At 65.6% G+C, this 25,124-nt stretch carries 25 protein-coding genes; 10 read left to right on the plus strand and 15 right to left on the minus strand.

Annotated features, from left to right (window positions below; translation table 11 throughout):
• Window positions 1–200 precede the first annotated feature (200 nt).
• From V3328_RS04305 to V3328_RS04330, 6 genes are all read right to left on the minus strand, one after another.
• Window positions 201–1,289, minus strand: a complete 1,089-nt coding sequence (locus V3328_RS04305) for a Gfo/Idh/MocA family protein (RefSeq protein ID WP_340328428.1) — start codon at window positions 1,287–1,289, stop codon at window positions 201–203.
• 35 nt (window positions 1,290–1,324) lie between these two features.
• Window positions 1,325–2,407, minus strand: a complete 1,083-nt coding sequence (locus V3328_RS04310) for an ABC transporter ATP-binding protein (RefSeq protein WP_340328429.1) — start codon at window positions 2,405–2,407, stop codon at window positions 1,325–1,327.
• On the minus strand, window positions 2,400–3,491 hold the full coding sequence (locus V3328_RS04315; protein WP_340328430.1) for an ABC transporter ATP-binding protein: 1,092 nt from the start codon (window positions 3,489–3,491) through the stop codon (window positions 2,400–2,402). The genes V3328_RS04310 and V3328_RS04315 overlap by 8 nt, the downstream gene beginning before the upstream one ends.
• A gap of 4 nt (window positions 3,492–3,495) precedes the next feature.
• Entirely contained in the window at window positions 3,496–4,344 is an 849-nt protein-coding gene (locus tag V3328_RS04320; protein WP_340328880.1) for a carbohydrate ABC transporter permease, read from the minus strand.
• A 134-nt stretch (window positions 4,345–4,478) separates the two neighbouring features.
• Window positions 4,479–5,339: a carbohydrate ABC transporter permease gene (locus V3328_RS04325; RefSeq protein ID WP_340328431.1), complete on the minus strand. Its 861-nt coding sequence runs from the start codon at window positions 5,337–5,339 to the stop codon at window positions 4,479–4,481.
• An 83-nt stretch (window positions 5,340–5,422) separates the two neighbouring features.
• Window positions 5,423–7,048, minus strand: coding sequence for an extracellular solute-binding protein (locus V3328_RS04330; protein WP_340328432.1), 1,626 nt, complete (start codon window positions 7,046–7,048; stop codon window positions 5,423–5,425).
• A 503-nt stretch (window positions 7,049–7,551) separates the two neighbouring features.
• On the opposite strand from V3328_RS04330, the gene V3328_RS04335 reads away from it, so the two are divergent.
• On the plus strand, window positions 7,552–8,580 hold the full coding sequence (locus V3328_RS04335; RefSeq protein WP_340328433.1) for a LacI family DNA-binding transcriptional regulator: 1,029 nt from the start codon (window positions 7,552–7,554) through the stop codon (window positions 8,578–8,580).
• 203 nt (window positions 8,581–8,783) lie between these two features.
• Entirely contained in the window at window positions 8,784–9,275 is a 492-nt protein-coding gene (locus V3328_RS04340; protein WP_340328434.1) for a DUF411 domain-containing protein, read from the plus strand.
• Here the strand turns inward: V3328_RS04340 and V3328_RS04345 are convergent.
• From V3328_RS04345 to V3328_RS04355, 3 genes are read right to left on the minus strand one after another with little or no spacing between them, the layout of a single operon-like run.
• Window positions 9,248–10,693: a dihydrolipoyl dehydrogenase gene (locus tag V3328_RS04345; RefSeq protein WP_340328435.1), complete on the minus strand. Its 1,446-nt coding sequence runs from the start codon at window positions 10,691–10,693 to the stop codon at window positions 9,248–9,250. The two genes, V3328_RS04340 and V3328_RS04345, sit on opposite strands and share 28 nt — an antisense overlap.
• Complete coding sequence (locus tag V3328_RS04350; RefSeq protein WP_340328436.1) at window positions 10,693–11,145, minus strand: protein tyrosine phosphatase family protein; 453 nt, start codon at window positions 11,143–11,145, stop codon at window positions 10,693–10,695. The genes V3328_RS04345 and V3328_RS04350 overlap by 1 nt, the downstream gene beginning before the upstream one ends.
• 8 nt (window positions 11,146–11,153) lie before the next feature.
• The gene (locus tag V3328_RS04355) at window positions 11,154–12,551 is read right to left on the minus strand and encodes a rhodanese-like domain-containing protein (protein ID WP_340328437.1); all 1,398 of its coding nucleotides are present in this window, start codon (window positions 12,549–12,551) and stop codon (window positions 11,154–11,156) included.
• Window positions 12,552–12,736: 185 nt separating this feature from the next.
• On the opposite strand from V3328_RS04355, the gene V3328_RS04360 reads away from it, so the two are divergent.
• Window positions 12,737–13,171, plus strand: coding sequence for a hypothetical protein (locus tag V3328_RS04360; RefSeq protein WP_340328438.1), 435 nt, complete (start codon window positions 12,737–12,739; stop codon window positions 13,169–13,171).
• A 276-nt stretch (window positions 13,172–13,447) separates the two neighbouring features.
• Complete coding sequence (locus tag V3328_RS04365) at window positions 13,448–14,299, plus strand: alpha/beta fold hydrolase (RefSeq protein ID WP_340328439.1); 852 nt, start codon at window positions 13,448–13,450, stop codon at window positions 14,297–14,299.
• A gap of 12 nt (window positions 14,300–14,311) precedes the next feature.
• On the opposite strand, the gene V3328_RS04370 is transcribed toward V3328_RS04365, so the two are convergent.
• The 5 genes from V3328_RS04370 to V3328_RS04390 all read right to left on the minus strand — a co-directional run bounded on the left by V3328_RS04370 (window position 14,312) and on the right by V3328_RS04390 (window position 18,294).
• Complete coding sequence (locus tag V3328_RS04370; protein WP_340328440.1) at window positions 14,312–15,811, minus strand: tripartite tricarboxylate transporter permease; 1,500 nt, start codon at window positions 15,809–15,811, stop codon at window positions 14,312–14,314.
• A 12-nt stretch (window positions 15,812–15,823) separates the two neighbouring features.
• Window positions 15,824–16,294, minus strand: coding sequence for a tripartite tricarboxylate transporter TctB family protein (locus tag V3328_RS04375; protein WP_340328441.1), 471 nt, complete (start codon window positions 16,292–16,294; stop codon window positions 15,824–15,826).
• Between the two features lie 85 nt (window positions 16,295–16,379).
• A complete protein-coding gene (locus tag V3328_RS04380) occupies window positions 16,380–17,342 on the minus strand; it encodes a Bug family tripartite tricarboxylate transporter substrate binding protein (protein ID WP_340328442.1) in 963 nt (320 codons plus the stop codon).
• A gap of 68 nt (window positions 17,343–17,410) precedes the next feature.
• Window positions 17,411–17,860 carry a cupin domain-containing protein gene (locus V3328_RS04385; RefSeq protein WP_340328443.1) on the minus strand — a complete coding sequence of 150 codons (450 nt, stop codon included), beginning with the start codon at window positions 17,858–17,860 and terminating at the stop codon, window positions 17,411–17,413.
• Between the two features lie 8 nt (window positions 17,861–17,868).
• Complete coding sequence (locus V3328_RS04390) at window positions 17,869–18,294, minus strand: cupin domain-containing protein (protein ID WP_340328444.1); 426 nt, start codon at window positions 18,292–18,294, stop codon at window positions 17,869–17,871.
• Window positions 18,295–18,584: 290 nt separating this feature from the next.
• On the opposite strand from V3328_RS04390, the gene V3328_RS04395 reads away from it, so the two are divergent.
• Genes V3328_RS04395 through V3328_RS04415 form a run of 5 tightly spaced genes read left to right on the plus strand, consistent with a single transcriptional unit; the run spans window position 18,585 to window position 23,496 of the window.
• Window positions 18,585–19,589 carry a TRAP transporter substrate-binding protein gene (locus V3328_RS04395; RefSeq protein ID WP_340328445.1) on the plus strand — a complete coding sequence of 335 codons (1,005 nt, stop codon included), beginning with the start codon at window positions 18,585–18,587 and terminating at the stop codon, window positions 19,587–19,589.
• Between the two features lie 6 nt (window positions 19,590–19,595).
• The gene (locus V3328_RS04400) at window positions 19,596–20,228 is read left to right on the plus strand and encodes a TRAP transporter small permease (protein ID WP_340328446.1); all 633 of its coding nucleotides are present in this window, start codon (window positions 19,596–19,598) and stop codon (window positions 20,226–20,228) included.
• Complete coding sequence (locus V3328_RS04405) at window positions 20,225–21,505, plus strand: TRAP transporter large permease (RefSeq protein WP_340328447.1); 1,281 nt, start codon at window positions 20,225–20,227, stop codon at window positions 21,503–21,505. The genes V3328_RS04400 and V3328_RS04405 overlap by 4 nt, the downstream gene beginning before the upstream one ends.
• An 8-nt stretch (window positions 21,506–21,513) precedes the next feature.
• A complete protein-coding gene (locus V3328_RS04410) occupies window positions 21,514–22,473 on the plus strand; it encodes a DUF6282 family protein (RefSeq protein WP_340328448.1) in 960 nt (319 codons plus the stop codon).
• A 27-nt stretch (window positions 22,474–22,500) separates the two neighbouring features.
• Window positions 22,501–23,496, plus strand: a complete 996-nt coding sequence (locus V3328_RS04415; RefSeq protein ID WP_340328449.1) for a peptidyl-alpha-hydroxyglycine alpha-amidating lyase family protein — start codon at window positions 22,501–22,503, stop codon at window positions 23,494–23,496.
• A gap of 47 nt (window positions 23,497–23,543) precedes the next feature.
• Here V3328_RS04415 and gcvA read toward each other — a convergent pair whose 3' ends face one another.
• Entirely contained in the window at window positions 23,544–24,470 is a 927-nt protein-coding gene (gene gcvA / locus V3328_RS04420; protein ID WP_340328450.1) for a transcriptional regulator GcvA, read from the minus strand.
• A gap of 142 nt (window positions 24,471–24,612) precedes the next feature.
• Here gcvA and V3328_RS04425 point away from each other — a divergent pair, with 142 nt between their 5' ends.
• Window positions 24,613–25,092: a helix-turn-helix transcriptional regulator gene (locus tag V3328_RS04425; RefSeq protein ID WP_340328451.1), complete on the plus strand. Its 480-nt coding sequence runs from the start codon at window positions 24,613–24,615 to the stop codon at window positions 25,090–25,092.
• Window positions 25,093–25,124: the final 32 nt, after the last annotated feature.

Consider the following 25,124-nt stretch of genomic DNA (forward strand, 5'->3'; position numbering starts at 1 on the left):
CCCATCCTGGTTCGTTGGTGCTTTTGGTTTCATGGCAACTGCCCTAATCCCTCACCCGGATCGCTGCGCGATCCGACCTCTCCCTATGGGAGAGGTGTGCCAAGGAGCCTGCCGACACCTCTCCCCGGCGGGGAGAGGTCGGCCCGAAGGGCCGGGTGAGGGGGAACAAAAGGTGCAATTCATGCCTCGGCCGTCCCCGCTCATACCGGTATCTCCGACAGCCTGACGGCGCGGTTCTCGGCCATCGACCGGTAGCCGGCCTCGATCAGCGCCACGGTCCTGACGTTGTCCGCGACCGACAGCGCCGGCGGCTCGCCGGTCTTCACCGCATACTGGAGCTGCTCCATGACGCCGATGAAGGCGTGCGGGAACCACATGGTGTCCCAGGTCGGCGTGACCCATTTGCCGCCGGTCGTCCTCGTCGAGGCGTAGCTGAGCGTCGAGGCTGCCCCCGTCGGCCAGCCGATCGTGCCCTTGGCGACGCCGTCGGTACCGTCGACGCGCCAGCGGATGTGCTGATCGTCCTCGTAGCCCTCCGCGCGCGGCCCCGACCAGACGTCCTCCAGGGAAACGGCCAGCACCCCGGAGGGGAACTTCAGCGTCGACACCGTGATGCCGTCGGAATGCTCGAAGGCGGTGCGCGGGTCCTTGCGCGACGTCGTGAAGATCTCCTCGGGCTCGCCGAACAGGAAGCGCAGCACGTCGAGGTGGTGGACGCTCATGTTGGCGAGCGTCAGCCGGTCGTAGTCGGCCAGGAAGGTCTGCCAGTGCGGGATCGCGTGCATGTCGATCTCTGCGAAGACCGGTTCGCCGATCTCGCCGCGGTCGAGGATCTCCTTGAGAACCCGCATCGACTGGTCGTAGCGCATGTTCTGGTTGACGGAGAGGATCTTGCCGGCGGCCTTTGCCTCGTCGCGCAGGGCGACCGCTTCCTGAAGCGTCAGCGACAACGGCTTCTGGGCGAGGATCGCCCTGATGTGCGGCTGCTGGAGCGCGGCGTGGATCAGGCCGGGCTGCAGGTCGGGTGGATAGGCGATGTCGAGGATCTCGACGTCGGGGTCGGCAATCAGGTCCTCCGGCGTCTCGTGCACAGTGGCGATGCCCCAGCGCGCGGCGACCTTGTCGGCGTTCGCCTTCGTCCGCGAGGCGATCGCTGCGACGGGGAAGCCGGCCTCCTTGTAGGCGGCGAGATGGCACTCGGCCATGATCATGCCGGCGCCGATGCAGCCGATCCTGAAGTCGCGGCAGCGGACCTCTGGATCCGGATGGAAGCCCTTGCTGTCTGCCATTTGCGGTTCTCCCTCGGTTCTAGCGTCCCGCGCGTCTAGCCGCGGGTATCGGCGAACAGTGTCGCGCCGCTGTCGCGGGCGAACAGGTGAATGCTCGACGGCGCGATCGACAGGCCGACCGGCTCGTTGGCCCGGATCGGCGGCTGGCCGCGCAGCATGGCGCGCAGGATCTGGCCGGACATCTCGACGTCGACGATGGTGAAGCCGCCGAGCGGCTCGACCTCGTAGACCCGCGCCGCCGCGGCGCCGTCGGCGTCCGGCGGCGAGATCCGCACGTCCTCCGGGCGCACGCCGAGGTCGACCGGGCCGTCGTGGGCGAAGCCGCCCCGGTCGAGGTCGATGCGCAGCGCCCCGTCGTCGGTCTCGAAGCGTCCGGTGCGCACCACCCCCGGGATGAGGTTGATCGGAGGCGACCCGACGAGGCGGGCGACGTAGCGCGAGGCCGGCCGGTCGTAGATCGCCTCGGGCGTGTCGATCTGGCGGATCGCCCCGTGTTCGAGGATCGCCATCCGGTCGGCGACCGACATCGCCTCCTCCTGGTCGTGGGTGACGTAGATCAGCGTATGGCCGAGCTCGCGCTGGATGCGCTTCAGCTCGACCCGGGTCTCCTCGCGCAGCCGCGCGTCGAGCGCCGAGATCGGGTCGTCCATCAGGTAGGCGACGGGATCGCGCACCAGCGCGCGGGCGATCGCGACGCGCTGGCGCTCGCCGCCGGACAGCTGCGCCGGCATCTTCTTCAGGAGCGGCGTGATGTGAAGCTTCTCGGCCACCTCCGCGACGCGGGGAGCGATCGTCTCCGCCGGCTGGCCACGCTCGACCAGCGGGAAGCGGATGTTGTTCTCGGTGGTCATGTGCGGGAACAGCGCGAGGTTCTGGAACACCATCGCGACGTTGCGGCCGGCCGGCGAGACGCCGAGCACCGACTTGCCGTCGATCAGAATGTCCCCGGCATCCGGCGTCTCCAGGCCGAGCAGCAGCCGCAGGATCGTCGACTTGCCGCTGGTCGGCGGACCGAAGATGCAGAAGAACTCGTTGTCGGCGACGCGGAACGACACGTCGTCGACGGCGACCGTGTCGCCGAACCGCTTGCTGACGTTCTCGAAGGTGATCTCAGCCATCGGCCGGCTCCTTATCCAGGGCCTGACCGGTCGCCGCATCGAACAGCCGGACGGACTCCGGTTTGGCGACGACACCGAGCCGGTCGCCGATCGCGACGGGAAAGCCGTTGCCCTCGATCGCCTTCAGCTCCTGGCCGTCGCGGGCCAGGTGCACGATCGTGCGCGGCCCGACCCGCTCGACGAACACGACCTCCATGACGAAGGCGCCCGGCAGGTCGGTCGCGGTGATCGTCAGATCCTCCGGCCGGATCCCGAACAGCACGTCGGCGGAGCCGCGTGCGGATGCCGGCGCGGCGACCCGGCCGAGGCCCGTCACCTCGACGACAGGCCGTCCGTCCTCCGTCCCGAGTCGCGCCGGCAGCAGGTTCATGCTGGGGCTGCCGAGAAAGCGGGCGACGAAGGTGTTGACGGGGTTGTTGTAGACCTCGATCGGCGAGCCGACCTGCTGCAGGACGCCCCGGTCCATGACCGCGATCCGGTCGGCCATGGTCATCGCCTCGAGCTGGTCGTGGGTGACGTAGATCATGGTCTGGCCGAACTCGCGCTGCAGATGCTTGAGCTCGGTGCGCATCACCGCCCGGAACGCGGCGTCGACATTGGACAGCGGCTCGTCGAGCAGGAAGATCTGCGGGTTGACGGCGGCCGACCGGCCGATCGCCAGGCGCTGCAGGATGTTCACCGAAAGGCCCGCCGACTTCTGCTTCAGGAACGGCGTCAAGCCGAGCAGTTCGGCGACCTGCCTGACGCGCGCGTCGATCTCCGCCTTCGGCAGACCGCGCATCCGCAGACCGTAGGCGATGTTGTCGTAGACCGACATGTGGGTGAAGATCGCGTAGTTCTGGAACACGAAGCCGACGCCGCGCCGGCCCATCGGCACGTTCAGCATGTCGCGGTCGTCGAACCGGACGGTGCCGGCGCTCGGCTGCTCCATGCCGGCGATGATGTTCATCGTCGTCGACTTGCCGCAGCCTGACGGCCCCAGCAGCGCCAGGAACTCCTTGTCGGCGATGTGCAGGTCGAGCGACTTGACGGCGGTGAAGGTGCCGAAGGTCTTGGTGAGGCCCGAGAGGGTTATCGACGCCATCGCCTCACCTCCTGTCCATCAGCTTGAGACCGAAGGCGGTGACGACGCTGAGCGACACCAGGATGATCAGCGCAACGGTGGCGACGTAGGACCACTCGAGGTTCTGCAGGGTGACCTTGTAGATGTAGACGGAGATCGTCTCGGTGGAGACGCCGGGGCCGCCGCCCGTCATGATGTAGAGGTTGTCGAAGATCTTGAAGATCTCGACGGTGCGGATCACCAGGGCGATGACGATCACCGTCCTGATGCGCGGCAGCATGATGGTGCGGAAGCGCTGCCACCATGAGGCGCCGAGCAGGGTGGCCGCCTTGAGCTGGTCCTCCGGCACGCCGATCAGACCGGCGAGCAGGATCAGGAACATCAGCGGCGTCCACTGCCAGATGTCGGCGATCATCACCGCGGCCAGCGCAAGCGAGGGATCCGACAGCCAGGCGGTGGTGACGTTGAGGCCGGTCAGGTCCGACAGGATGCCGTTGATCGGCCCGCCGGACTGGAACAGCATGAAGAACATGTAGCCGGCCACCGCCGGCACCACCATCATCGGCGTCAGCAGCACCGAGTAGAACACCCGCTTGCCCGGGAAGTTCTCCACGAACAGGATGGCCAGGCCGAGCCCGAGCAGGAACTGCGCCGGCACGCAGACGATGATCACCAGGAAGGTGCGCCACAGCGCCGACCAGAACCGCCCGTCCTGCATCACTTCGGCGTAGTTCTCGAACCAGTTCCAGGACTGCCAGGCCTGCGTCCAGTTCTGGCCGTAGAGCGGCGTCCAGGCGGTCAGCGAGATGTAGAGCTGCATCAGCAGCGGGAAGACGACGATGAAGACCAGCAGGAGCTGCGTCGGCAGCGCCATCAGGAAGCCGAGCCTGCGGCCCTCCGCCTCAAGCGGCGATTCGGGCGGTGTGTGCGATCGGCGTGCGGACGCCGGCAGCGGATCGGACATGGCAGCCTTTGCCGTCATTGCCTCGGGCGTCATTGCTTCAGGCGTCATTGCTTCAGGGCCCCGAAGGTGAGGCCGCGCACGAGGTAGCGCTGAATGGCGATGCCGAGGATCACCGGCGGCAGCGCCGCGATCAGTCCGAGCGCCGCCTTGGCGCCGTAGAGCTGTCCGGTCATCGAGGACGACAGGCTCGCCATGTAGACCGGGATCGTCACCCAGTCCTTGGTGGTGAGCAGCAGCGCGATCAGGTAGTCGCTCCAGTTCAGGATGAAGACGAACAGGGCGGAGCTGGCGAACGGCGCCAGCATCATCGGGAAGGTGATCTTCAGGAACACCCTGAGCCGCGAGCAGCCCTCGACCAGCGCCGCCTCCTCGATCTCGCGCGGCATCTCGTCGAAGAACGTCTTCATCAGCCAGAACGCGAACGGCAGGGTGACGATGCCGTAGATCAGCGCCAGGCCGTACCAGGTGTCGGTGAGATCGAGGAAGGTCCACATGATCATCACCGGGATCAGCACCGCCATCGGCGGGAAGATCCTGAGCTGGATCAGCGACAGCGGCAGGTTGCCGCCGGCCCTGAAGCGCGAGACGGCGTAGGCCGCAGCCGTGCCGCAGACCATCGCCAGCAGCGTGCCGAACGTCGAGGCGAGCAGGCTCGCCAGGATCGGCCGCCACGCCGTCCGGTCGAGCGACACCAGCAGCTCCGAGGTCGAACCGCCGAAGATGAAACGGAAGTTGTCGAGCGTGGGATTCTCCGGCCACCAGCGCAGCGCCGCGCCGCTGGCCGTCCATTCCGGAATCGGCTTGAACGCCATCGAGGCCATCCACAGCGTCGGGATCAGGGTGATCGCGACGGCGCCGAGGACGAGGGCGTAGCGCAGGAGCTGGAGGGGCAGGCGGGTCGGCATGGAAGTTCCGGGGATCGTCCGGTCGGGAGAAACTATGCGGCGGCGAGATGCTTCGCCGCCGCGAGTCGGGTTCCGGGAACCGGTCAGCCGCCGTCGACGGGATCGACGATCGTCGGCCAGGCCTGCGAATTGTTGCGGATCGCGTCGACGATCTTGTCCTCGCCGATCTTGCCGGTGATCTTCTTCCACTCCTCCGCCGTGTCGGCCATCGCCTGCTCCGGCGACTTGGACTTGGTCAGCGCGGCGACGAGGTTCTCGTCGAGCGCGTTGTGGAAGGCGGTGGCGCCGGGATAGTTGATCGTCGGCACGCTGCGCGCCGCGGTCTCGCGGATCGTGTCGACCTGGTAGTCGTGATAGGTCTGGCGGACCAGCGGGTCGTCGAAATTGGCGAGTTGGAAGGGATCGAAGTAGCCGGCCGGGTTCGCCGTCATCCACGAGTAGATGCGGCTCGAGCCGAGCCACTGCAGCAGCAGGTAGCAGGCTTCCGGGTAGTCCGACTGGCTCGACACGCTGGCCGACAGGTTCAGCCACAGCACGCTGCGGCGCACCAGGTCGGAGCCGTGCTCGCGGCCGGGCGGCAGCATCGAATCCATCTTGCCGGTGACCTTCGAGCCGGTGTTGGCCGGGTTGTCGAGGAACTTCGGCATGTTGGAGAAGGCGCAGGTCATCGCCGCCCCGCCTTCGGCCATGTTGCCGTACTGCTCCGGCCAGCCCCAGCTGATCGCGTCCGGCGAATGGTAGCTCAGCGTCAACACGTACTCGCTCGCCGCCTGGATGCCCTTGTCGGAATTGATCAGCGGGTTGGCCTCGAGGTCGAACAGCATCTCGTTGGGCTGGCCGAGCGAGCAGTAGCGCTGGTACCAGTTGGTGTAGCCCCAGCCCTGGTTCCTCAGATCGGTGCAGCCGAACATGCCCTGGTCGGGCCGGTTGAAGAAGGTTGCGATCTCGTCGAGTTCCTTGAAGGTGCGGGGATAGCGCAGCGGATAGCCGTGCTTGTCCTCGAAGGCCTTCTGCTCGTCGGCGTTCTCGAACAGGTCCTTGCGGACGATCCAGGTCTGGAAGTCGCCGTCGAGCGAGACGCCGTAGATCGAGCCGCGGTACTTGTTGAGCAGGTTGACGCCCTGGGCGCCGCCGAAGTAGCCGCGTTCCGGATCGTCCCACTCGGGGCGGTATTGCGAGGCATATTCGTCGAGGTTGACCAGTCCGCCCGTCTCGGCGAGGTCGCCGAGCCGGTTCCACTCGACCGCGTAGATGTCGAGGGCGCCGGCCTTGGTGGCGATGTCCTGCATCGTCTTGGTGAATTCCTGGCCCGACGGCACGCCGACGATCTCGATCGTCACGCCGGTCTCCTTCTCGAAGACCTCCTTCACGGTCGGCCCGCCCTCGGGATAGGCCTTGGTCAGGTGGCCGACCGAGCCCTCCGAAAGCATCATCACGATCTTGTCGGGTGCCTTGCCGGCGCCCTTCAGCGTCTTGATACCCTCGATGGCGCGTCCCTCGGGCGTGTCGGGCCCGTACTGGTAGCGCTCGGCGCCCTCGAAGCCCCAGGGGCCGCCGGTCATGCCCGGCGCCAGCGCGCCCTGCGCCCGGGCGGTGCCCGGCGACAGGAACCGCGGCGAGATGCCGATCGCGGCCGTCGCCGCGAAGGCCGCGCCGGACTTCAGAACGGCACGACGAGATGTGTGTGGTGTGATTATGCGACCAGCCATCGCCAGCCTCCCTCCCGTTTGCTCCCAGAACGGCATCTTGTTTGATGCTTTATGACGTTGAATGATGCATGCTGATCCCAAACTGTCAATACATACATCAAAACTTCATCCCGGCCCGGCCCAGTTCCGTCGATTCGCGAGGGAGTGGCGGGCATGCGATGCGCCGGGAAATGTCCGTCCGACCGCTGCATGTGCTCCCGCCACACCGCCTCTTTCGTGCAGCGATGGAGCAGAGATTCAATATGGATAATCTTATAAGTATACGGACTATATGAGGAAATGGAGAAAGCTCCGCACGGCGGCGCGACGCCGTGCGGGAACGGCGGGTGCCCTCGGCTGCCGATGCGGGCGGCCGGTTGCCCGGTTCGCGGTGAAACGAAGCGGGCGTATCCCGGGGCTGATGTGGATGATGTAATTCACATCATTTAACATCAATATTGTTGACGCAACCGCAATGGCGTAGGACTATGACGGTTGCAGGAATCAGGTCAGGCGAACGGCGCATGCGCGCGACGATTTCGGATATCGCGAAGGAAGCGGAGGTCAGCACGGCGACGGTGGATCGCGTGCTGAACAACCGCTCCGGCGTCCATACGCGCACCCGCGACCGCGTCCTGCAGACCGCCGAGCGTCTCGGCTATCTCTCGGCTGCGGCCGGCCACAACGGCGCGCCGCGTCCGGGCGCCGTCACCCGTATCGATTTCCTGCTGCCCGGCGGCACCAATACGTTCATGGACGCGCTTGCCGGCCACCTGAGGACCAATGCGGAAGCGCGCGGCCCCGAGGTCGACGCGCACGTCCACCTGATCGAAGGCTTCAATCCGGACGCGCTGGCGCGAAAGCTGCTGGACCTGCAGGGCAAGACCGACGGGGTCGGGGTGATCGCGCTGGACCATCCCACGGTCCGCGAGGCGATCCGCGAGGTCGGCGGCGGCGGGCTGCCGGTGCTCACCATGGTGTCCGATATCTCCCACGTCCCGAGGTTCGGCTATATCGGCATCGACAACCGCGCCGCCGGGCGACTGGCCGGACACCTGCTGGGCCGTTTCATCCGCCCCGGCCACAACAACGTCGCGCTGTTCGCCGGATCGCTCAGCTATCGCGGCCACGAGGAACGAGAGATGGGCTTCCGCAATATCCTGGCGGAGGAATTCCCCGACCTGCGCATCGTCGAGCTGCGGGAGGTCAAGGACGACACGGAGCGCAGCTACACCGAGGCGAGCGCGCTGCTGGAGAGCTACGACGACATCGGCGGCATCTACAATATCGGCGCGGGCAATCGCGGCATCGCCCGGGCCCTCGAGGAGCACGGCCGCGCCGGCGAGGTCGTCTTCGTCGGCCACGAACTGACGGTGCATACGCGGCGGTACCTCCTGTCCGGCACGATGGACGCCGTCATTGACCAGAACCCCCGCGTCGAGGCCCGCGATGCCGTCGAACGCCTGCTCGCGGCAGCCCGCAACCAGCAGCCGCCGAACCTGCCGCCGATACGCATCCAGGCGATCTTCCGCGAGAACATCCCGGAAACGTGACGGCCGCAGTGCATGGGCCAGCCGGCCGGATGGTCACGGCCGGGCGAGGGCATCCGCACCGGGGACCCCTTCCATTGCAAGGATGTCTCAGATCGCGGCGGCCGACGTGATATCCTTGACTCGGTAATTGCGATGGACGCGCGGCTCGGGCATGTGGATCTCCGGCCTGCCAGGGCGACAGGGACCTCGAAAGGGAAACACCAATGAAACAGCCTACGGGAACCCGCCGCGCCTTCCTGGTCGGCGTTGCAACCCTGCTGGCCGTGCCGCCCCTGAGGGCCGTGGCGCAGGGCGTGGGACCGTCGATCCATGTGGTGAAGGATCCGAACTGCGGCTGCTGCTCGGCGTGGATCGACATCCTTGAAGACGAAGGATTCTCGGTGACGACCGAGCGCAGCTTCGGGACGCTTCTGATGCGCTACAAACTGGACAACGGCATCCCCAGGGAGATGGCCTCCTGCCATACCGCTCGGCTCGAGGAGTACACGATCGAGGGCCACGTCCCGGTCGCCGACATCCGCCGTCTGCTGATTGAACGACCCGAGGCTGTAGGTCTCGCCGTCCCCGGCATGCCGTATGGATCGCCTGGCATGGGTCCGGAAAGCGAACGGGAAGCCTATGACGTCGTCCTCATTCGGCCCGACGGGTCGACCGAGGTCTTTGCCAGCTATTCCAGCGCCTCGACGCCCAACTGACCGCAGCGGGCAAGATCGGACAGACCGCGCGGCGGCAACTTCCGTGCGATGGCGCGGAGCGCAGTGCGCAGGCCTTCCTCCAGCGTCGGATGGTAGACAGGCATCCGGAGCAGGTCGTGGACCGTCAGCTCCTGATCGATTGCCAGCGCCACGAGGTGGCCCAGATGTTCACCTCCCGGAGCCGCCATTTCGGCGCCGAGCAGACGTCCGTCGGAACGTGCCGCATAGAGCCGTAGCAGTCCGTGGTTCTGCTGCATCGTCCGGGCACGTCCCTGTGCGGCGAAATCCACCTCGCCGATGAGAATCTCCCGCGGATCGAGTTCTTCGGCTCGTTGGCCGACCGATACGACCTCCGGATCGCAGAACACGACGCTCATGGGGACGCGCCTGCGCAGATGGACCGGTTCTTCGCTCGTGGCGTTGAGCCCGGCGATATGGCCGTCGTCGGCACCTTCGTGCAGCAATGGCCTGTCTCCGTCGGCGTCCCCGGCCAACAGGACCGGAGTGCCGGCGATGCGCATTGTCGAGGGGTCGACGCGAGGCAAACCCTTTTCATCCAGCGGCACACCCAGCGTCTCGAGCCCGAGCCCTTCGACATTGGGGCGTCGTCCCACCGCCGCGAACACCTTGTCCACGACGACACTGCCGCCGGTCCACCGAATTTCGATCGCGCCGTCGACCTCGACCAACTTCGCGTCGACTCCGAGATGCAACGTGAATTCGGACGCGAGAGCGTCGCGCGCCACCCGCGCGACCTTCTGATCTGAGATGCCGGCTACCCGCTCGCCGCTGTCGAACCCATGGACATCGAGTCCAAGCCGCGCCAGCGCCTGCGCGATCTCCACTCCGATGGCGCCGAGTCCGATCACACCGATCCTCGGCGGCAGGTCTTCCTGCTCGAACAGCGTGTCCGACGTAAGGATGCTGCCACCAAACGCGCGCCAGCTCTCTGGAACCACCGGGCTGGAGCCGGGTGCCAGGACGATCCGGCCGGCTTCTATCACGCGATCGTCGACGACGAGCCGGTTCGGTCCGTCCAGTCTGGCGTGGCCGGAGATGTTGCGCGCGCCGAGGCCCTCTGTCGCCGACAGGACGCCGGAGACGAAGTGGTCGCGCAACGCCCGTACGCGCCCGAGCACGGCCGGAATGTCGGCCGCGAGCGCGGCTTCACCGCGAATGCCGAATTCCTCCAGTCTTGTCCGGGCGTGGAACGCGTTGGCCGCCGCGATCAGTGCCTTGGAGGGCATGCATCCGACCCGCGCGCAGGTGGTGCCGTACGATCCGGCATTGATCAGGACGAAATCGTCCGTGCGATCCCGGATCTCCCGCAATGCGGCGAGGCCAGCGGTGCCCGCGCCCACGATTGCGACCTCTACCGGGTCGCGCTTCGGCTCCTTACCGGTGGAGCCAGCGACCATCATTGGTCGCCGTGCCGATCGAGGTAACGACGGACGAAACGCTCCAGACCGGATGCGTCCTGCTCGAAGCCCAGTGAAGTGGCCTTCGCGACGGCCTCGTCGCCCGATAGTCCCTGCTCCGCGGCCAGATGCATAATTACCATCCAGCCGGAGCGTTTGCCCGAGGCGCAGTGCACCAGCACCGGGCCGGGCAAGTCCACGACCTTTTCGCGGAACCGGTCCACGACGTCCTCCGACAGCTTTTCGCCGTCCACCGGATGATGAAGGTATGTCAGCCCTGCCGCCCGCGCATGCTCGCGCTCCTCACCGGGCGTCACTTCCTGCTTCTCGTTTTCGGTGCGCATGTTAACGACCGACTTGAAGCCCTCGTCAGCCGCGTCTTTCAACGCGTCCGGGGAGGGGGCGAACTTCGCCACTGTGAATCGCGCATTCATCCTTACGGCATTCTCCATGGCTCCCTTTACTCCTCTGGAGGTGTTTTTGCCTCGAAGCCGGCATTCTGCCAGGCCTTCCAGCTGCCGGGCACGTTGTGCACGCTCTCGAAGCCGTTGGCGGCGAGGATGCTCGACGCCATGCTGGCGCGAAAACCGCTCGCGCAATAAGTGGCGATGGGGGCCGTCCGGTCGAGTTCCTGCATGCGGTCGCGAAGTTCGCCGATAAAGATGTGAACGGCCCCCGGAACATGTCCCTGCTGCCATTCCTCGTCCTTGCGAACGTCGAGAGGAAGCACACCCTTTTCGCGCAGTTCGTGAACGCTGAGCTGGGTGATGTGGCGCAGTTCCAGGCCAGCCTCGTGCCAGGCGCTCATGCCGCCGGCGAGGTAGCCGCCGAAGCGGGTGAAGCCGGTCCGCCACAATAGCCGCAAGATGTCATTGAGCTGCCCGTCGTCCTCGAGCACAAGGCAAATCGGCCGCTCGGGGTCGAGAAGCCATCCCGCCCACACGGACAGCTCCGGCCTCGCCCCTATGTTAAGGGCGCCGGCAATGTGGCCCCCACCAAAGGCGAGCATGTCGCGGACATCGAGAAGCTGCATGCCGTCGCTTCCGACCGCATCAGCGAAGGCATCAGGGGTCATGCCGGGCGCCCGCGGCAAATTCCCCTGCACCTGTGGTCCCGCGGCGTTGACCTTCTTCAAGCGTGGGTAGTGGGTCGGGACCGGCGGCGCGTTCTCCTTCAATGCCGATCTGAATTCATCGGGGTCGGAGATTGCGGCGTACTTGTTGTGCGTGCGCTCGTAGCCGATCGTGCTCGACATCCTGTCGCCGATATTCGGACCGCAGGCCGATCCCGCGCCATGACACGGATAGATGATCACCCCGTCGGGCAAATTCATGTAGAAGTCCTGGACAGTTCGAAAGAGCGCGTCCGTGAGCTCGTCCGCCTTCTCGTCGCCAAGTAAATCCGGCCGCCCGACACTATCGACGAAGAAGCTGTCACCCGTCAGGACGCCCCAAGGCTGGTCGGCCCGGCCTTCGTAGAGCAGAAATGCGAGATGCTCGGGCGTATGACCCGGCGTGTGCCGCGCCACCATATGCATTCCACCTAAGCTGAATCTGTCGCCGTCGCGCACCGGCTGGTGATCGAAGCCATAATGCGCACCAGCCTCGACACTGACGCAGAGCCGCGGCGCACCTCCCAGTCGCGACATCAGTTCGCGCGCGCCGCTCAGGAAGTCGGCGTGAATGTGCGTCTCGAAGATGTGGGTAATCGCAAGTCCGTAACGTTCGGCGAGCCTGAGATACGCATCCGTATCCGGGGTCGGGTCGACGACCGCCGCGCTGCCGGAACCGTCATCCCCGACGAGGTAAGAGCATTGGGCCACGCCATCGGCGAGGATTTGTTCGAATCGAAGCGTCATTCCGGCGTGTCACTCTCCGAAAGCGTGAAACTGTTCAACGCCGCCGGTGTCGCTCTGTTCCGTCCGCCGCTTTCGCATCCGGCCTGCCCGCGTGTGTGCTGGTACCGGCCACCCGGAACTTCGGTCTGCGGGGCCCGTTTAGCTCAGGCAAAGGAATCAGCAGTCCCGAAGGAACCAGCCGATGTTTGCAACAATCGCAGGGGAGTCCCGAGCTTCATCGAAAAGTCGAGCGCGAAATTCGTGACCGCCTTGAGTGGCTGGCTGGAAATCCTCAAGCCATCGAGCACCGGCTCCGAGAACTCGACGAAGAGTGGGATATCGAGCGGGCCATTCAAGCCAATGCAGCGACGCTGGCGCTTGGCGGCACCGCGCTCGCGATGCTGCACGACCGCAGATGGTCCTATCTGCCGCTTCTCGTCACCGGCTTTCTGCTCCAGCATTCCACGCAAGGCTGGTGCCCGCCGGTCCCGATACTGAGACGGCTGGGGTTCAGGACCCAGGTCGAAATCGAGAGGGAGCGCTATGCGGTAAAGGCGCTCCGGGGCGACTTCGGGCCGGTCTCGACGAATGGAACGCCCGCGCGTCACCGAGCACAGGCTGCATTCGAGGCAACCCGCTAAGAGCCGCCCGCGGACAGCATTTCGGAGGCCGCCGCTGCGGCGCTGCCATACGAAATCCGCCTCGGATCTGCGCTATATCCGCCGTGCCGACGCCATCAGCGGGGCCACCTCCACGCCGCCATCTCAGGAGACGCCGGAATGAAGAGCAGGCGACACGATGAAGAGCGCAGTATCGTTCTATAAGCCGCTCCCCGAAACGTCATAAGGCATTCCGGAAGGCACGGCGGTTCGCCGCCCGGCAATCTGATCTGACCGCCCGGGGGAGGGCTCGGCCGCATGGCGAACTGGCACATTCCTAAGGGACTGCGGACGGTCGACATCGAGGGCTATCCGCTGGCCTATTCCGACCAAGGCCGCGGCGCGCCGGTGGTGCTGGTGCATGGGTCGCTCAATGACTGCCGCAGCTGGTCGGCGCAGGTGGAGGCGCTGTCGCCTTCCCATCGCGTTCTTTCCCTCAGTCTGCGCCACTACTATCCCGAACCCTGGGACGGGGTCGGCGGTGATTTCTCCCTGCAGCGCCATGCGGCGGACGTGGCGGCGTTCATCCGGGCGTTGGGGCTGTCGGGGGCGCACCTCGTCGGCCATTCCCGGGGCGGTTCCGTCGCCTACATGGTGGCGCGCGACGCGCCCGAACTGGCGGGTAGCCTGACCCTGGCCGAACCTCGCGGCCTCGAGGACCTGCTTGCGCCCGAAGACGTCGCAGGCGACGGCTCGCGGTCGAATGCCGGGATCTTCGAGGCCCTGCATGCCGATCTCCTCAAGGGCGACAAGGCGCGGGCAGTCGAGGCGTTCGTCGACGCCTTCAACGGACCCGGCAGCTGGCAGGCTCTGACCAAACTCCAGCGGACCATCCTGCTCGACAACATCAACACGGCGGTCGACAGCGGCGAGCTACCGGGGATGCGCTGCGAGGACATTGCCGGGTTCGGGTTCCCGATCCTGCTCATCCGGGGCGAGAAAAGCCTTTCGCGCTACGCGCTCGGGCTCGAGGCGATGCGCCGCTGCAATTCCTCGATCGCGCCCGTCGTCGTGATCCCAAACGCCCCGCACGGAATGCACCGGGCCAACCCTGCGGCGTTCAACGCGGCGGTCCTGGCCTTTCTCGCAAGCGTTGGTCGGACGCGCTGACGCGTTTCCAGCCTATTCGGCGAAGACCTGCTGCCGGCGCTTGCGGATCGACGGCAGGATCGAAACGGCCAGCAGGAGCACAGCCACGACGAGCAGCACGGCGGAGAGCGGGCGCGTCAGGAAGATCGTCGGATCGCCGTTGGAAATGATGACGGCACGCCGCAGGTTCTCCTCCAGCAGCGGGCCGAGCACCAGCGCCAGGATCAGCGGCGCGGGCTCGAAGTCGTGGCGGATCAGCCAGTATCCGATCAGGCCGAACAGGCCCATCAGGATCGTGTCCAGGCTGGAGTTGTTCACGGCATAGGCGCCGATGCAGCAGAAGATGAGGATCGCCGGGAAGAGCAGGCGGTAGGGCACGCGCAGCATGCTGACCCAGATGCCGATGAGCGGCAGGTTGAGGATCACCAGCATGACGTTGCCGATCCACATCGACACGATGACCGCCCAGACCAGGCCGGGCTGGATCATCATCACCTGGGGACCCGGCACGATTCCCTGCATGGTCATCGCACCGAGGAACAGGGCCATCACCGCGTTGCCGGGGATGCCGAGCGTCAGCAGCGGGATGAACGCCGTCTGCGCCGCGGCGTTGTTGGCGCTCTCGGGCGCGGCCACGCCCTCGATGGCACCCTTTCCGAAGCGCGAGGGATCCCGCGAGATCCGCTTCTCGAACGTGTAGGCGGCGAAGGACGACATCACCGCGCCGCCTCCCGGGAGCACGCCCAGGATCGAGCCGATGACCGTGCCCCGGCCGATCGCCCCGGCGGACTGCCTCAGATCCTCGCGGGTCGGCATCAGGTTGCTGACCTTGCCCCGCACGATGCCGCGCTGCTCGGGCGACTGAATGTTTCGCAGAACCTCGGCGATGCCGAACATTCCCATGGCGATGACCACGAAGCTCACGCCCTCCGACAGTTCCATCAGTCCGAAGCTCAGCCGCGGTACGCCCGTCTGCAGGTCGGCCCCGATCGTCGACAGCAGGAGGCCGACGAAGATCATGGCGATCGCCTTGAGCACCGAGCCGCTGGCGAGCACGATGGCCAGGATCAGGCCGACGAGCATCAGCGAGAAGAATTCCGGCGCACCGAACATCAGCGCGACGTTGGTCAGCGGCTCGCCCAGCAGCGCCACGAGCAGGGTGCCGGCGGTGCCGGCGATGAACGATCCGATCGCCGCGATCGCCAGCGCCGGGCCGGCACGGCCCTGCTGGGCCATCTGGAACCCGTCGAGCGTCGTCACCACCGACGACGCCTCTCCGGGAATGTTGACCAGGATCGATGTCGTGGAGCCGCCATACTGCGCGCCGTAGTAGATGCCGGCGAGCATGATCAGGGCGCCGACCGGGGGAAGACCGAACGTGACCGGCAGCAGGATCGCGATGCTGGCCACCGGCCCGATCCCCGGCAGCACGCCGACCATGGTGCCCACCATGACCCCGACCATGCAGAGGAGCAGGTTCTCCGGGGAGGCGGCGAGGGAGAAGCCGAGAGCGAGATTTGCGATGAAATCCATCAGCCCGACACCCTAGAAGTCCGGCCACAGCGGCAGGGAAAGCCCGAGCGCGAAAACGAACAGGAGCGTGCAGCCGATCGACAGGAATGCCGCCCACACGATCGCTTCGATCCAGCGCGTTTCGTGGGATGCGGCGGACGCGACCAGAATGGTGAAGAAGGCGGTGACGGGAAGGCCGAAGCTGCCGACGGCGGCGGCGAACAGGACGACCGAGGCACCGATCAGCAGCGGCCCCCGGATGCCGTAGCGCTCTATCTTCTCGCCGTCCTTGCACAGCCCCATGATCATGACGGCGAAGCCCGTGGCAAACAGCAGGCCGGCAAACAGCCTCGGCGCCGTCCCCGGGCCGAACTGGGTTCCCTGCGATCCGGCGAGGTCGAGCGACCCCCACCAGGCGACGGCGGCGAGCAGCATCAGCGCCAGGCCGCCATACGCATCTTTCGGGCTGCGGATGATCCGCTTCGTCACGATGTCCGTCGTCATCTGCGCGTGCGTCCTCAGGGAACGGAGACCGGCGCCCGCCGCATCAATGCCGCGGGCGCCGGATATCGTCTTCCGGCGTCGGCGATCAGTTCACCTTCAGATTGTACAGCTCGACCATCGGCTTCCAGGTCGCCCGGTCCCGCTGGATGAGAGCGGCGAGTTCGTCCGGGGTGGTCGGCATCGGCGTGCTGGCGACGGTCTTCAGGCGCTCGGCCACGTCCGGATGGGCCAGTGCCTTCACGGCTGCCGCGTTGACCTGCGTGATGATCTCCTCGGGAGTGCCCGCCGGGGCATAGAACGCATTCCAGCCGACCAGCGTCAGGTCGATGCCGCTCTCCTTCAACGTGGGGACGTCGGGGATCAGGGTCGAGCGTTCCGGCAAGGTGACCGCCAGGCCCTCGATCTGCCCGCCCTGGATCGGTCCGACCGCCGACGGCATGGCTTCGATCGCGACGGCGACGTCGCCGCGGATCAGGTCCGGGAATAGGGCCTGATTGCCGCCGGCGTAGGGAACCACGTTGAAGCTGGCCCCGGTCGCCTCGCTGAGCATGCCGTTGACGACGCGCGCCGTGGTGCTGACCAGCCCCATGCGGACGCTGTCCGGCGATGCCTTCGCCTGCTCGATGACGTCGCCGATCGTCTTGCCCTTGAAGGCGCTGCCTGTCGCCACGACGTAGCCCGTCGATGCGATCCCGGTGATCGGGAGCAGGCTCGTGTCGGGATCGAAGCCCATGTCGGAGTAGATCAGCGGGTTGGCGACGTGCGTGGCGCTGCCGGTGCACAGCAGCGTGTAGCCGTCCGGCCGCGCCTTGGAGGCTTCGGAAGCGCCGACGTTCGAGGCGGCGCCGACCCTGTTCTCGATGACGATCGTGGCGCCGAGTTCGACCTTGAGCTGCTCGAGGAAGACCCGGCACATCACGTCAGTGGCCTGCCCCGCGCCATACGGCACGATCACAGTTATGGGCTTGCCGGGATAGTCCTGGGCGTGGAGAGCGGTGGACGCGAAGAGCGCGCCAACGGCCGCCATGGCTGCGGTCCATTTCTTCATGGTAACCTCCCTTTTTTCGGTTTTGACGCCCGCAGGCGCCGTGCAGGTTCTTGGCTTCAGGTTCGAAGTCAGTCGGGCTTGTTCCAGGAATCCCACTCCGGTTTCACCCATTCGACGCCGCGATCGCCGAACTCCTCCTCCTGGTAGTCGACCAGGTGGATGTAGTCGTTGCGAACTGGTGCGAAGATCTCGAGCAGCGAGGCCGGCGTCTCGCCGACGGCGTAGCCGCGATGCATGACATGGGCCGGGATGACGACGAGCGATCCTTCCTCGAGGTCGTACTCCTCACCGCCGATCTCCATGTGCATGTGCCCCTTCATGACCACCAGCATCTGGTCGTGCGGGTGGTCGTGCGGCTTGCGATGATGGCCCTGCCGGTCGAGCGGCTGAGGCTGGATCTCGGCAAACATCACCATCGCCGAGGAGGTGCGCGCCGCGAATCGCGACATGCGCCCCTCGTGCAGCCTGTTTTCCTTGGGAATGTCCGCAAACCGGTAGACGGGAAGTCTCTTGGTCATGGCCGGTACTAACGTCCCTGCGTCGCGTCGGGGCTCAGCTCCGCGGGCGTGCTGGTGCCGAAATCGTCGGTCTGGTAGGCGGTGAGCGGGAAGAAGTCCGGCCGCAGCGGCGAGAAGATGTCGAGGTTGAGCGCGACGCCGTCCTCGGGCAGCGGCGGTTCCGAGTAGTGCACGACATTCGGCGGGATGCGGACGAAGGATCCCTCGCGCATGTCGAACACCTGGTCGCCGACGTGCAGCTTCACACGCCCCTTCATGATCATGAATATCTGTTCCCAGGGATGGCTGTGCGGACTGGGCTTCATGTCCGGATGGAGTTCGGCGAAGCTGACGCACACGCTGCTGCCGCGGAAAACGCGCTGCACGACGCCGTCCCGGGGATTGAGGACGGGGATCTCGTCCAGATTGTAAACAGGCACTGATGTTTCGGGCATGAATTCCATCCTGCGTAAGTTGGGTCTTGTGGCTCTCGCCCCGTCGCTCGGCCTCCCCGGCGGGAGCGGAGGTGATCGGGTGAAAATAGCGATGGTTTGGCGGCCGGGTTTAGAACAGAATTTCGGCCGCCCGACCCGTCGGCTGGTTGGCGCAATTCCATTCTAAACATCGCCGTCCTACCCACTTACGACTGACCGGCAGTTTCGGGCGTGCAGTCCGTCCAGCGTCGGACCGGTGCGGCATCGCCCGTGGCCGGACGTACAGAACAAGACAACCAAGGGAGGTCGAATTGACCAGAAGGCACCTTTCCGCACTGCTCGTGTCCGCAGCAGTCGCCATCGCCGCCGCGGCTCCGGCTGCGGCGCAGGAGTACAAGATCCTCCTCGGCACGGCAGCCAGCCCGCCGCATCCGTTCTACGAGGCCGGACGCATGTGGAAGGAGGAGGTAGAGAAGCGGTCCAACGGACGCGTAGAGGTACAGTACCTGCACAGCCGCCAGCTCGGCGAGGAACGACCCCTGTTCGAGGGCGTGCTGTCCGGCACGGTGGACGCGATGGTCGGCTCCTCGATCAGCCTGACCGTGTTCGCCAACAAGTCCAGCTTCGAGGCGCTGCAACTGCCGTTCCTCATCTCGTCCTACGACACGCTTGCCGAGGTGCTGAGCTCCGACGCGGCGATGGACCTGCTCGCGGATCTCGATTCGTCGGGCATCAAGGGATACTCGCTGTTCGAAGGCGGACAGCGCCACTACCTGTCGACCAAGGGCCCGGTGCGCACAATGAGCGACCTGGCCGGCATGAAGACCCGCGTCATGAACATGCCGATGCACCTGGCGATCTGGGAACAGGCTGGCGCCGCGCCGGTCGGCATGAACTACGGCGAGATCTACACCTCGCTCGAGACCGGCGTCATCGACGGAGTCGAGATCAACGTGTCGTCGCTGGAATCGGAGCGCTTCTACGAGGCGGCCAAGCACTTCACCTACACGGGCCACTACTTCTGGCCGGGCATGCTGATCGGCAACAAGGCGAAGTTCGACTCCCTGCCGGAGAACATCCAGCAGATCATGATCGAAGCCGGCCGGGACATCATCGTCCCGCAGGTGATGGCCACCAAGGAGGCCGAGGCCGCCATTGCCAAGAGGCTGGCGGAGGAAGAGGGTGTCCAGTTCTACGAGTTCGAGGAAAAGGACGAGATGCGCAAGGTGATGGAGCCGTTCATCGAGGAGCGGGTCCAGTCCGATCCCGCCATCGCCGCCTTCGTCGAGACGGTCCGCGAGATCGAGGGCCGGTAGCGGCCCTTGCCGGCGGGACGACACGTCCCGCCGGCGATCGCCTCCGCCGTAGACACGAAAAGCCAGCTGACGATCGTCCAGACCTCGAAAGCCATGCAGTCTCTCGTTTCCCTCTACCGGTTCTACGTCCGCTTCATGCAGGCGGCCGCCGCGATCGCGATCGGAGCGATCGTGGTGATTCTCACCGCGCAGATCCTCTACCGATACTTCCTGTCCGGTTCCCTGATCTGGGCCGAGGAGCTGTCGCGCTGCCTGCTGGTGTGGACATGCTTCCTGTTCGCCGGCATCGCCTACCAGCGCGGGGAAATGGCTGCAGTCGACCTCGTCACGCGCCTGCTGACGCCCCGCGTGCGACTGGTGGTCATGCTGCCGGCGATCGTCTGCGCGCTGTTCTTCCTCGGCGTGCTCTTTCACTACAGCATCATCTACGCCGGCCAGAACCGGATGCAGATCCTGCCCGGCGTCAGCGTGTTGTGGCGCAACCTCACCGGAAGCGCGGGAGGATTCTCGATCTTCTGGGTCTACATCTCCATTCCCCTCGGCCTCGGGATCCTGTTCCTGCACATGCTTGGCACGGCCATCCGCATGGTCGCGACGCCGCGAGAACTTCCCGTAAGGAGTGAGGGGGCCGCACTATGACGATGTTCTTCGGGTCCTTTGCCCTCTTCATTTTGCTGGGCGTCCCCATCGCGCTGTCGCTGGGCATCGCCTGCATGGCACTGCTGTGGGCGAGCGACAACTTTCACCTGATGTCGGCGTTTCCCCGCTACATGGCAGCGGGACTCGACCAGTTCCTGCTGCTGTCGATTCCGCTGTTCGTCCTGACCGGCAGCCTGATGAGCAGGGGCCGGATCACGGAGCGGATCGTCCTGTTCGCGCAGGCCCTCGTGGGGCGCGTTCCCGGCGGTCTTTCGATGGTCAGCGTCACGACGTGCATGTTCTTCGGCAGCGCCGCCACGGCGACCTCCGAGGCCGCCGCCGTGGGGTCGGTCATGATCCCGGCAATGGATCGCAGCGGGTATCCGCGCGATTACGCGGCGGCGCTGGTCGCGGTCGCCTCGGTGATGGGATCGATCATTCCTCCCGCGATCTCGATGATCATCTTCGGCGCCCTGACCGGCACCTCCATCGCGAGCCTGTTCCTGGCGGGGATCGCGCCCGGCGTGATGATCGGGGTCGGCCTGATGGGATACGCATACTGGCAGGCCATCCGGCACCGCTACCCCGTCTCCGAACCCATGGCCTGGGGCGACAGGCTCCGTGCCGTTGCCGGCGCATTTCCCGCAGCGATGCTGCCGGTGATCATCCTCGGCGGCATTCTGTCCGGCATCTTCACCCCGACCGAATCCGCCGGCGTGGCGGTCATCTATGCCCTGTTCCTGTCCGGCGTCGTCTACCGGCATCTGACCTTTCGGGACATCTACGATTCGCTGTGGGAGACCGCCTTCCTCACCGCAGGCATCATGATCGTGGTCGCGATGGCCAACATGGTGTCATTCGTCTTCGCGATCGAGGGCGTCGCCGACGGCATCGCCCGGACCATGCTCGGCATCAGCGAGAACAAGTTCGTTCTGCTGCTGTTGATCAACGTCGTGCTGCTGTTGCTCGGCATGTTTCTCGAACCGATCTCGATCATGATCCTGATCCTGCCCGTTCTGACGCTCGTCGGATCGAACATCGGCATCGATCCGGTGCACCTGGGCGCGATCGTCGTGCTGAACGTGGTGATCGGCCTGGTGACACCGCCCGTCGGGCTGTGTCTGTTCATCACCAGCGCGATCTCGCATGTGCGGATCGAGGACATCAGCCGCAAGGCGCTGCCGATGATCGGCATCTGTCTCGCCGTCCTGGCGATCGTCACCTACGTGCCGGAAATTCCGCTGTTTCTGCCGTCTCTCTACGACACCTACCGATAGGAAGAGCCATGTCCACCACCGCCGCTATCCGCACACCCGCAAACTGGCGCGACACCGACCCCGGCATCGTCGACAGGCTGCTGCGCGGCTCGATCGACCTGCATTGCCACAGCGGCCCATCCGTCATGAGCCGCTACTTCGATCACATCGAAGCCCTGGAGGAGGCGGCTTCGGTGGGGATCAGGGCACTGCTGCTCAAGGACCATTGCTACTCGGTCACGCCGGTGACGGAACTGCTCAACAAGCATTACGGCCATCACGGCGTGGAACTGCTGTCAGGCGTGCCGCTCAACAATCCGGTGGGCGGGCTCAACATTCACGCCGTCGATCACGGCATCCGCCTGGGGGCCAGGCTGATCTGGATGCCGACGTACTGCGCAGCCAACCACATCGACTATCACGCCTCCCACCCCGAATTCGTCGACCAGTTCCCCAAGACCAAGACCCTGACGGTCCCGCCGTCACCGATCACCATACTGGACGATGCCGGCCGTCTTAAGGAGGAGGTGCTGCCGATCCTCGATCTGATCGCCGAGGCCGACGTGGTGCTCTCCTCCGGCCATCTGCACATCTCGGAAATCTGGGTGCTTTTCGAGGAGGCAAAGAGGCGGGGCATCAAGCGGCTGCTCTGCAATCATCCGACCTTCATCATCGGCGCCGATGTCGACGACGTTCGCCGTCTGTCGGAGATGGGCGTCTATGTCGAGCATTCCTCCTGCATGTTCACGCCCGGCAACAAGTATGCGTTCTTCGATCCCGAGCAACTGCAGGAACTGATCACGGCGGCCGGTATCGAGCGGACGATCCTCGGCTCCGATCTCGGCATTTTTGACGGGTTCAAGCTCGTCGAGGGGTCGCGCGCGGTGATCGAGGTCCTGCTCGACGTAGGCTACAGCGAAGACGATATCCGGCTGCTTACCCGCACCAACGCGGCAAGGCTGATGGGCATCGATGTCGATGCCGAGTGAGTGCGGGACGGGCAGGAGGTGGCCGGCATGAACGAGCAGACCAGCGTTGCTTCCGGCGGTGACGCCGACGAGGCGGTCGTCGGCTACGGAAAGTACCGGTACCGCGTCGACGACAACTGGGCCAGGCTGCCCGAAGGCTGGGGCTTTCTGGAGGTCGCCGATATCGGCGTCGACAGGCAGGACAACGTCTACGTGTTCAACCGCGGCGAACATCCGATGATGGTGTTCGACCGGGAAGGCAATTTCCTTCGATCGTGGGGCGAGGGAATCTTTCCCCACGCCCACGGCGTCGACATGGGCCCCGACGACACGATCTACCTCACGGACGACGGCCGTCACACCGTGTGCAAGTGCACGCTGGACGGGACCATCCTGATGGAGATCGGCGTGCCGGGCCAGGCCGCCCCGTTCATGAGCGGCGAGCCCTTCCATCGCTGCACCCACACGGCCCTTTCGCCGCAAGGCGATATCTACGTCTCGGACGGCTACGGCAACGCCCATGTGCACAAGTACGCGCCCGACGGGCGCCACCTCATGACGTGGGGCGGCATCGGCACCGATCCCGGCGAGTTCAACCTCGTGCACAACGTCTGCTGCGACAAGGACGGCTGGGTCTACGTCGCCGACCGCGAGAACCACCGCATCCAGGTCTTCGACGGCAACGGCCGATACGAGACGCAATGGAACAACCTCCATCGTCCGTGCGGCATGGTCATGGAGCCCGGCCCGGAGCCGGTCTTCTACATCGGCGAGCTGGGGCCGATGCTGGGATCGAACCGGCACTACCCGAACATCGGTCCGCGGGTCAGCATCCTCGACCATTCAGGACAGCGGGTCGGACGAGTCGGTGGATGCTGTGCCGGCCTGAAGTCGGGCCAGTTCGTGGCTCCGCACGGTATCGCCGTCGATTCACGCGGCGACGTCTATGTGGGCGAGGTGGCGCATACGGCCTGGTCGGCGGTGTTCCCGGACACACCGCGCCCGAGCCCGGTGCGAAGCCTGCGCAAGCTGGTGAGGCAGTAACCGGTCGCAGTCCCGGCGGCGCGGGGCCATTCAAGGAAGGCGGGTGGTCAGCACTGGATCCAGTCGAAGCTGCCGCGTGCGAGAGCCTTGCTTTTCTCGGCCTCCTCCAGAATCCAGCTGCGGAACTCGCGGACATAGGGATTCTTGAGGCGGTCCCTCGGGAACACCAGATAGTACCCGGTCTCCAGGCACTTCAGCTGCCGGAAAGGAGCGATCAGGCGCCTCGCCAGCAGATCGTCGGTAACGAAGTGCAACTGGCCCACGGCGACTCCCACCCCCTGTGTGGCGCCCTGGTAGACGAGCCCCGGATTCTCGAAGCGAAGGCCGCTCTCGGGATCCACCTTCTGCGCGTCGGCCGCCTTCAGCCAGGTCCGCCAGTCCGTCGTGCGCGTCAGGGAATGCAGAAGGACATGGTGTGACAGGTCGTCCGGCACCTCTATCGGCAGATGCCCGGCCGCCAGCGCCGGACTGACCACGGGCGTCAGCAACTCCTCGAACATCAGTTCGCACACGACATCGTCCGGCATGCTGGGCGAGGGGTAGTTGACGGCGATGTCCAGGTCGCGCTCGAAGAACGTCGTGTTGAATGGCGTCGAAATCTGCAGCGACATGTCCGGGCAGCGGGCCTGGAAGCCGGCAAGGCGCGGCACGAGCCAGCGTATCGCGAAGGTCGGGGGCACCTTCACCTTCAGGCTGCGCTGATTGTTGCTGGCCATGATGGTTTCGGTCGCGTCCTGGACGCGCCGCAGGGCCTCGCGGATCTCGTTTGCGTATCGCACGCCTTCGGGGGTCAGCACGACCTGGCGATGGCTGCGCTCGAAGAGCACTACGCCCAGATGCGATTCCAGGTTCTGGATGTGGCGGCTGACGGCGCCCTGCGTGACGCAGAGCTCCTCTGCCGCGCGTTTGAACGAAAGCTGCCTGCTGGCCACCTCGAAGGCGCGCAACGCATTGAATGGCGGAATCCGGGCCATGCCGTCTCGCTTGCATTTTGCTCAATCGTAACTTGATACAACTTACATTGAAGCAGCGCCAACGCCTCCTGCATAGTTGAAAAAACTGAGATGCGAGGACGTGGAATCGCGTCAGAAGAAAGCGGCTTCAAGGAGGAAGACGATGATCCAAGCGACGCCCTTGCGCGCCGACGGTCGAGGCGACCGGCCAGGCTCTGCTGCATCCGCACGGACCACCGGCCCCAGGCCGGCCGGGCGGCCTCTGCCCCGGGCCGGCGTCGCGTCAGGCAACTGCATCGTCAGGTGCGTGGAGGAGAACCTGGCGCGCAACTACAGCGAACAGATCACGCTGCGCGATATCGAGAAGTCGAGCGGATACAGCGTCTACCAGATCATCAGGACCTTCCGCCGCCGTCTCGGCATCACCCCGCACGCCTACCTGACGCTCATGCGGCTGCACTACGCTGCCGAAAAGCTTCTGCAGGGCGATACGATCGCCGGCGCGGCCGCTGAGGCCGGGTTCTCGGACCAGAGCCACATGACCCGCCATTTCAAGCGCGTCTTCGGAACGACGCCGAGACAATACCTGCTCGACCAGCGCCGAGCCTCCGCACAGACTCGCGGCCCGGCGGCATTGGCCTAAGCCCCATCCTGGCGCGGGATCCCGCGCCACAC

Origin of the sequence: Microbaculum marinum, assembly GCF_037855135.1 — a bacterium.
GTDB classification, from domain to species: Bacteria; Pseudomonadota; Alphaproteobacteria; order Rhizobiales; family Tepidamorphaceae; genus Microbaculum; species Microbaculum marinum.

Bases quoted from the DNA above. Each gene is read 5' to 3' on its own strand.
- V3328_RS04305 (WP_340328428.1), bottom strand. From the start codon at position 1,289: ATGGCAGACAGCAAGGGCTTCCATCCGGATCCAGAGGTCCGCTGCCGC.
- V3328_RS04310 (WP_340328429.1), bottom strand. From the start codon at position 2,407: ATGGCTGAGATCACCTTCGAGAACGTCAGCAAGCGGTTCGGCGACACG.
- V3328_RS04315 (WP_340328430.1), bottom strand. From the start codon at position 3,491: ATGGCGTCGATAACCCTCTCGGGCCTCACCAAGACCTTCGGCACCTTC.
- V3328_RS04320 (WP_340328880.1), bottom strand. From the start codon at position 4,344: ATGGCGCTGCCGACGCAGCTCCTGCTGGTCTTCATCGTCGTCTTCCCG.
- V3328_RS04325 (WP_340328431.1), bottom strand. From the start codon at position 5,339: ATGCCGACCCGCCTGCCCCTCCAGCTCCTGCGCTACGCCCTCGTCCTC.
- V3328_RS04330 (WP_340328432.1), bottom strand. From the start codon at position 7,048: ATGGCTGGTCGCATAATCACACCACACACATCTCGTCGTGCCGTTCTG.
- V3328_RS04335 (WP_340328433.1), top strand. From the start codon at position 7,552: ATGCGCGCGACGATTTCGGATATCGCGAAGGAAGCGGAGGTCAGCACG.
- V3328_RS04340 (WP_340328434.1), top strand. From the start codon at position 8,784: ATGAAACAGCCTACGGGAACCCGCCGCGCCTTCCTGGTCGGCGTTGCA.
- V3328_RS04345 (WP_340328435.1), bottom strand. From the start codon at position 10,693: ATGGTCGCTGGCTCCACCGGTAAGGAGCCGAAGCGCGACCCGGTAGAG.
- V3328_RS04350 (WP_340328436.1), bottom strand. From the start codon at position 11,145: ATGGAGAATGCCGTAAGGATGAATGCGCGATTCACAGTGGCGAAGTTC.
- V3328_RS04355 (WP_340328437.1), bottom strand. From the start codon at position 12,551: ATGACGCTTCGATTCGAACAAATCCTCGCCGATGGCGTGGCCCAATGC.
- V3328_RS04365 (WP_340328439.1), top strand. From the start codon at position 13,448: ATGGCGAACTGGCACATTCCTAAGGGACTGCGGACGGTCGACATCGAG.
- V3328_RS04370 (WP_340328440.1), bottom strand. From the start codon at position 15,811: ATGGATTTCATCGCAAATCTCGCTCTCGGCTTCTCCCTCGCCGCCTCC.
- V3328_RS04375 (WP_340328441.1), bottom strand. From the start codon at position 16,294: ATGACGACGGACATCGTGACGAAGCGGATCATCCGCAGCCCGAAAGAT.
- V3328_RS04380 (WP_340328442.1), bottom strand. From the start codon at position 17,342: ATGAAGAAATGGACCGCAGCCATGGCGGCCGTTGGCGCGCTCTTCGCG.
- V3328_RS04385 (WP_340328443.1), bottom strand. From the start codon at position 17,860: ATGACCAAGAGACTTCCCGTCTACCGGTTTGCGGACATTCCCAAGGAA.
- V3328_RS04390 (WP_340328444.1), bottom strand. From the start codon at position 18,294: ATGCCCGAAACATCAGTGCCTGTTTACAATCTGGACGAGATCCCCGTC.
- V3328_RS04405 (WP_340328447.1), top strand. From the start codon at position 20,225: ATGACGATGTTCTTCGGGTCCTTTGCCCTCTTCATTTTGCTGGGCGTC.
- V3328_RS04410 (WP_340328448.1), top strand. From the start codon at position 21,514: ATGTCCACCACCGCCGCTATCCGCACACCCGCAAACTGGCGCGACACC.
- V3328_RS04415 (WP_340328449.1), top strand. From the start codon at position 22,501: ATGAACGAGCAGACCAGCGTTGCTTCCGGCGGTGACGCCGACGAGGCG.
- gcvA (WP_340328450.1), bottom strand. From the start codon at position 24,470: ATGGCCCGGATTCCGCCATTCAATGCGTTGCGCGCCTTCGAGGTGGCC.
- V3328_RS04425 (WP_340328451.1), top strand. From the start codon at position 24,613: ATGATCCAAGCGACGCCCTTGCGCGCCGACGGTCGAGGCGACCGGCCA.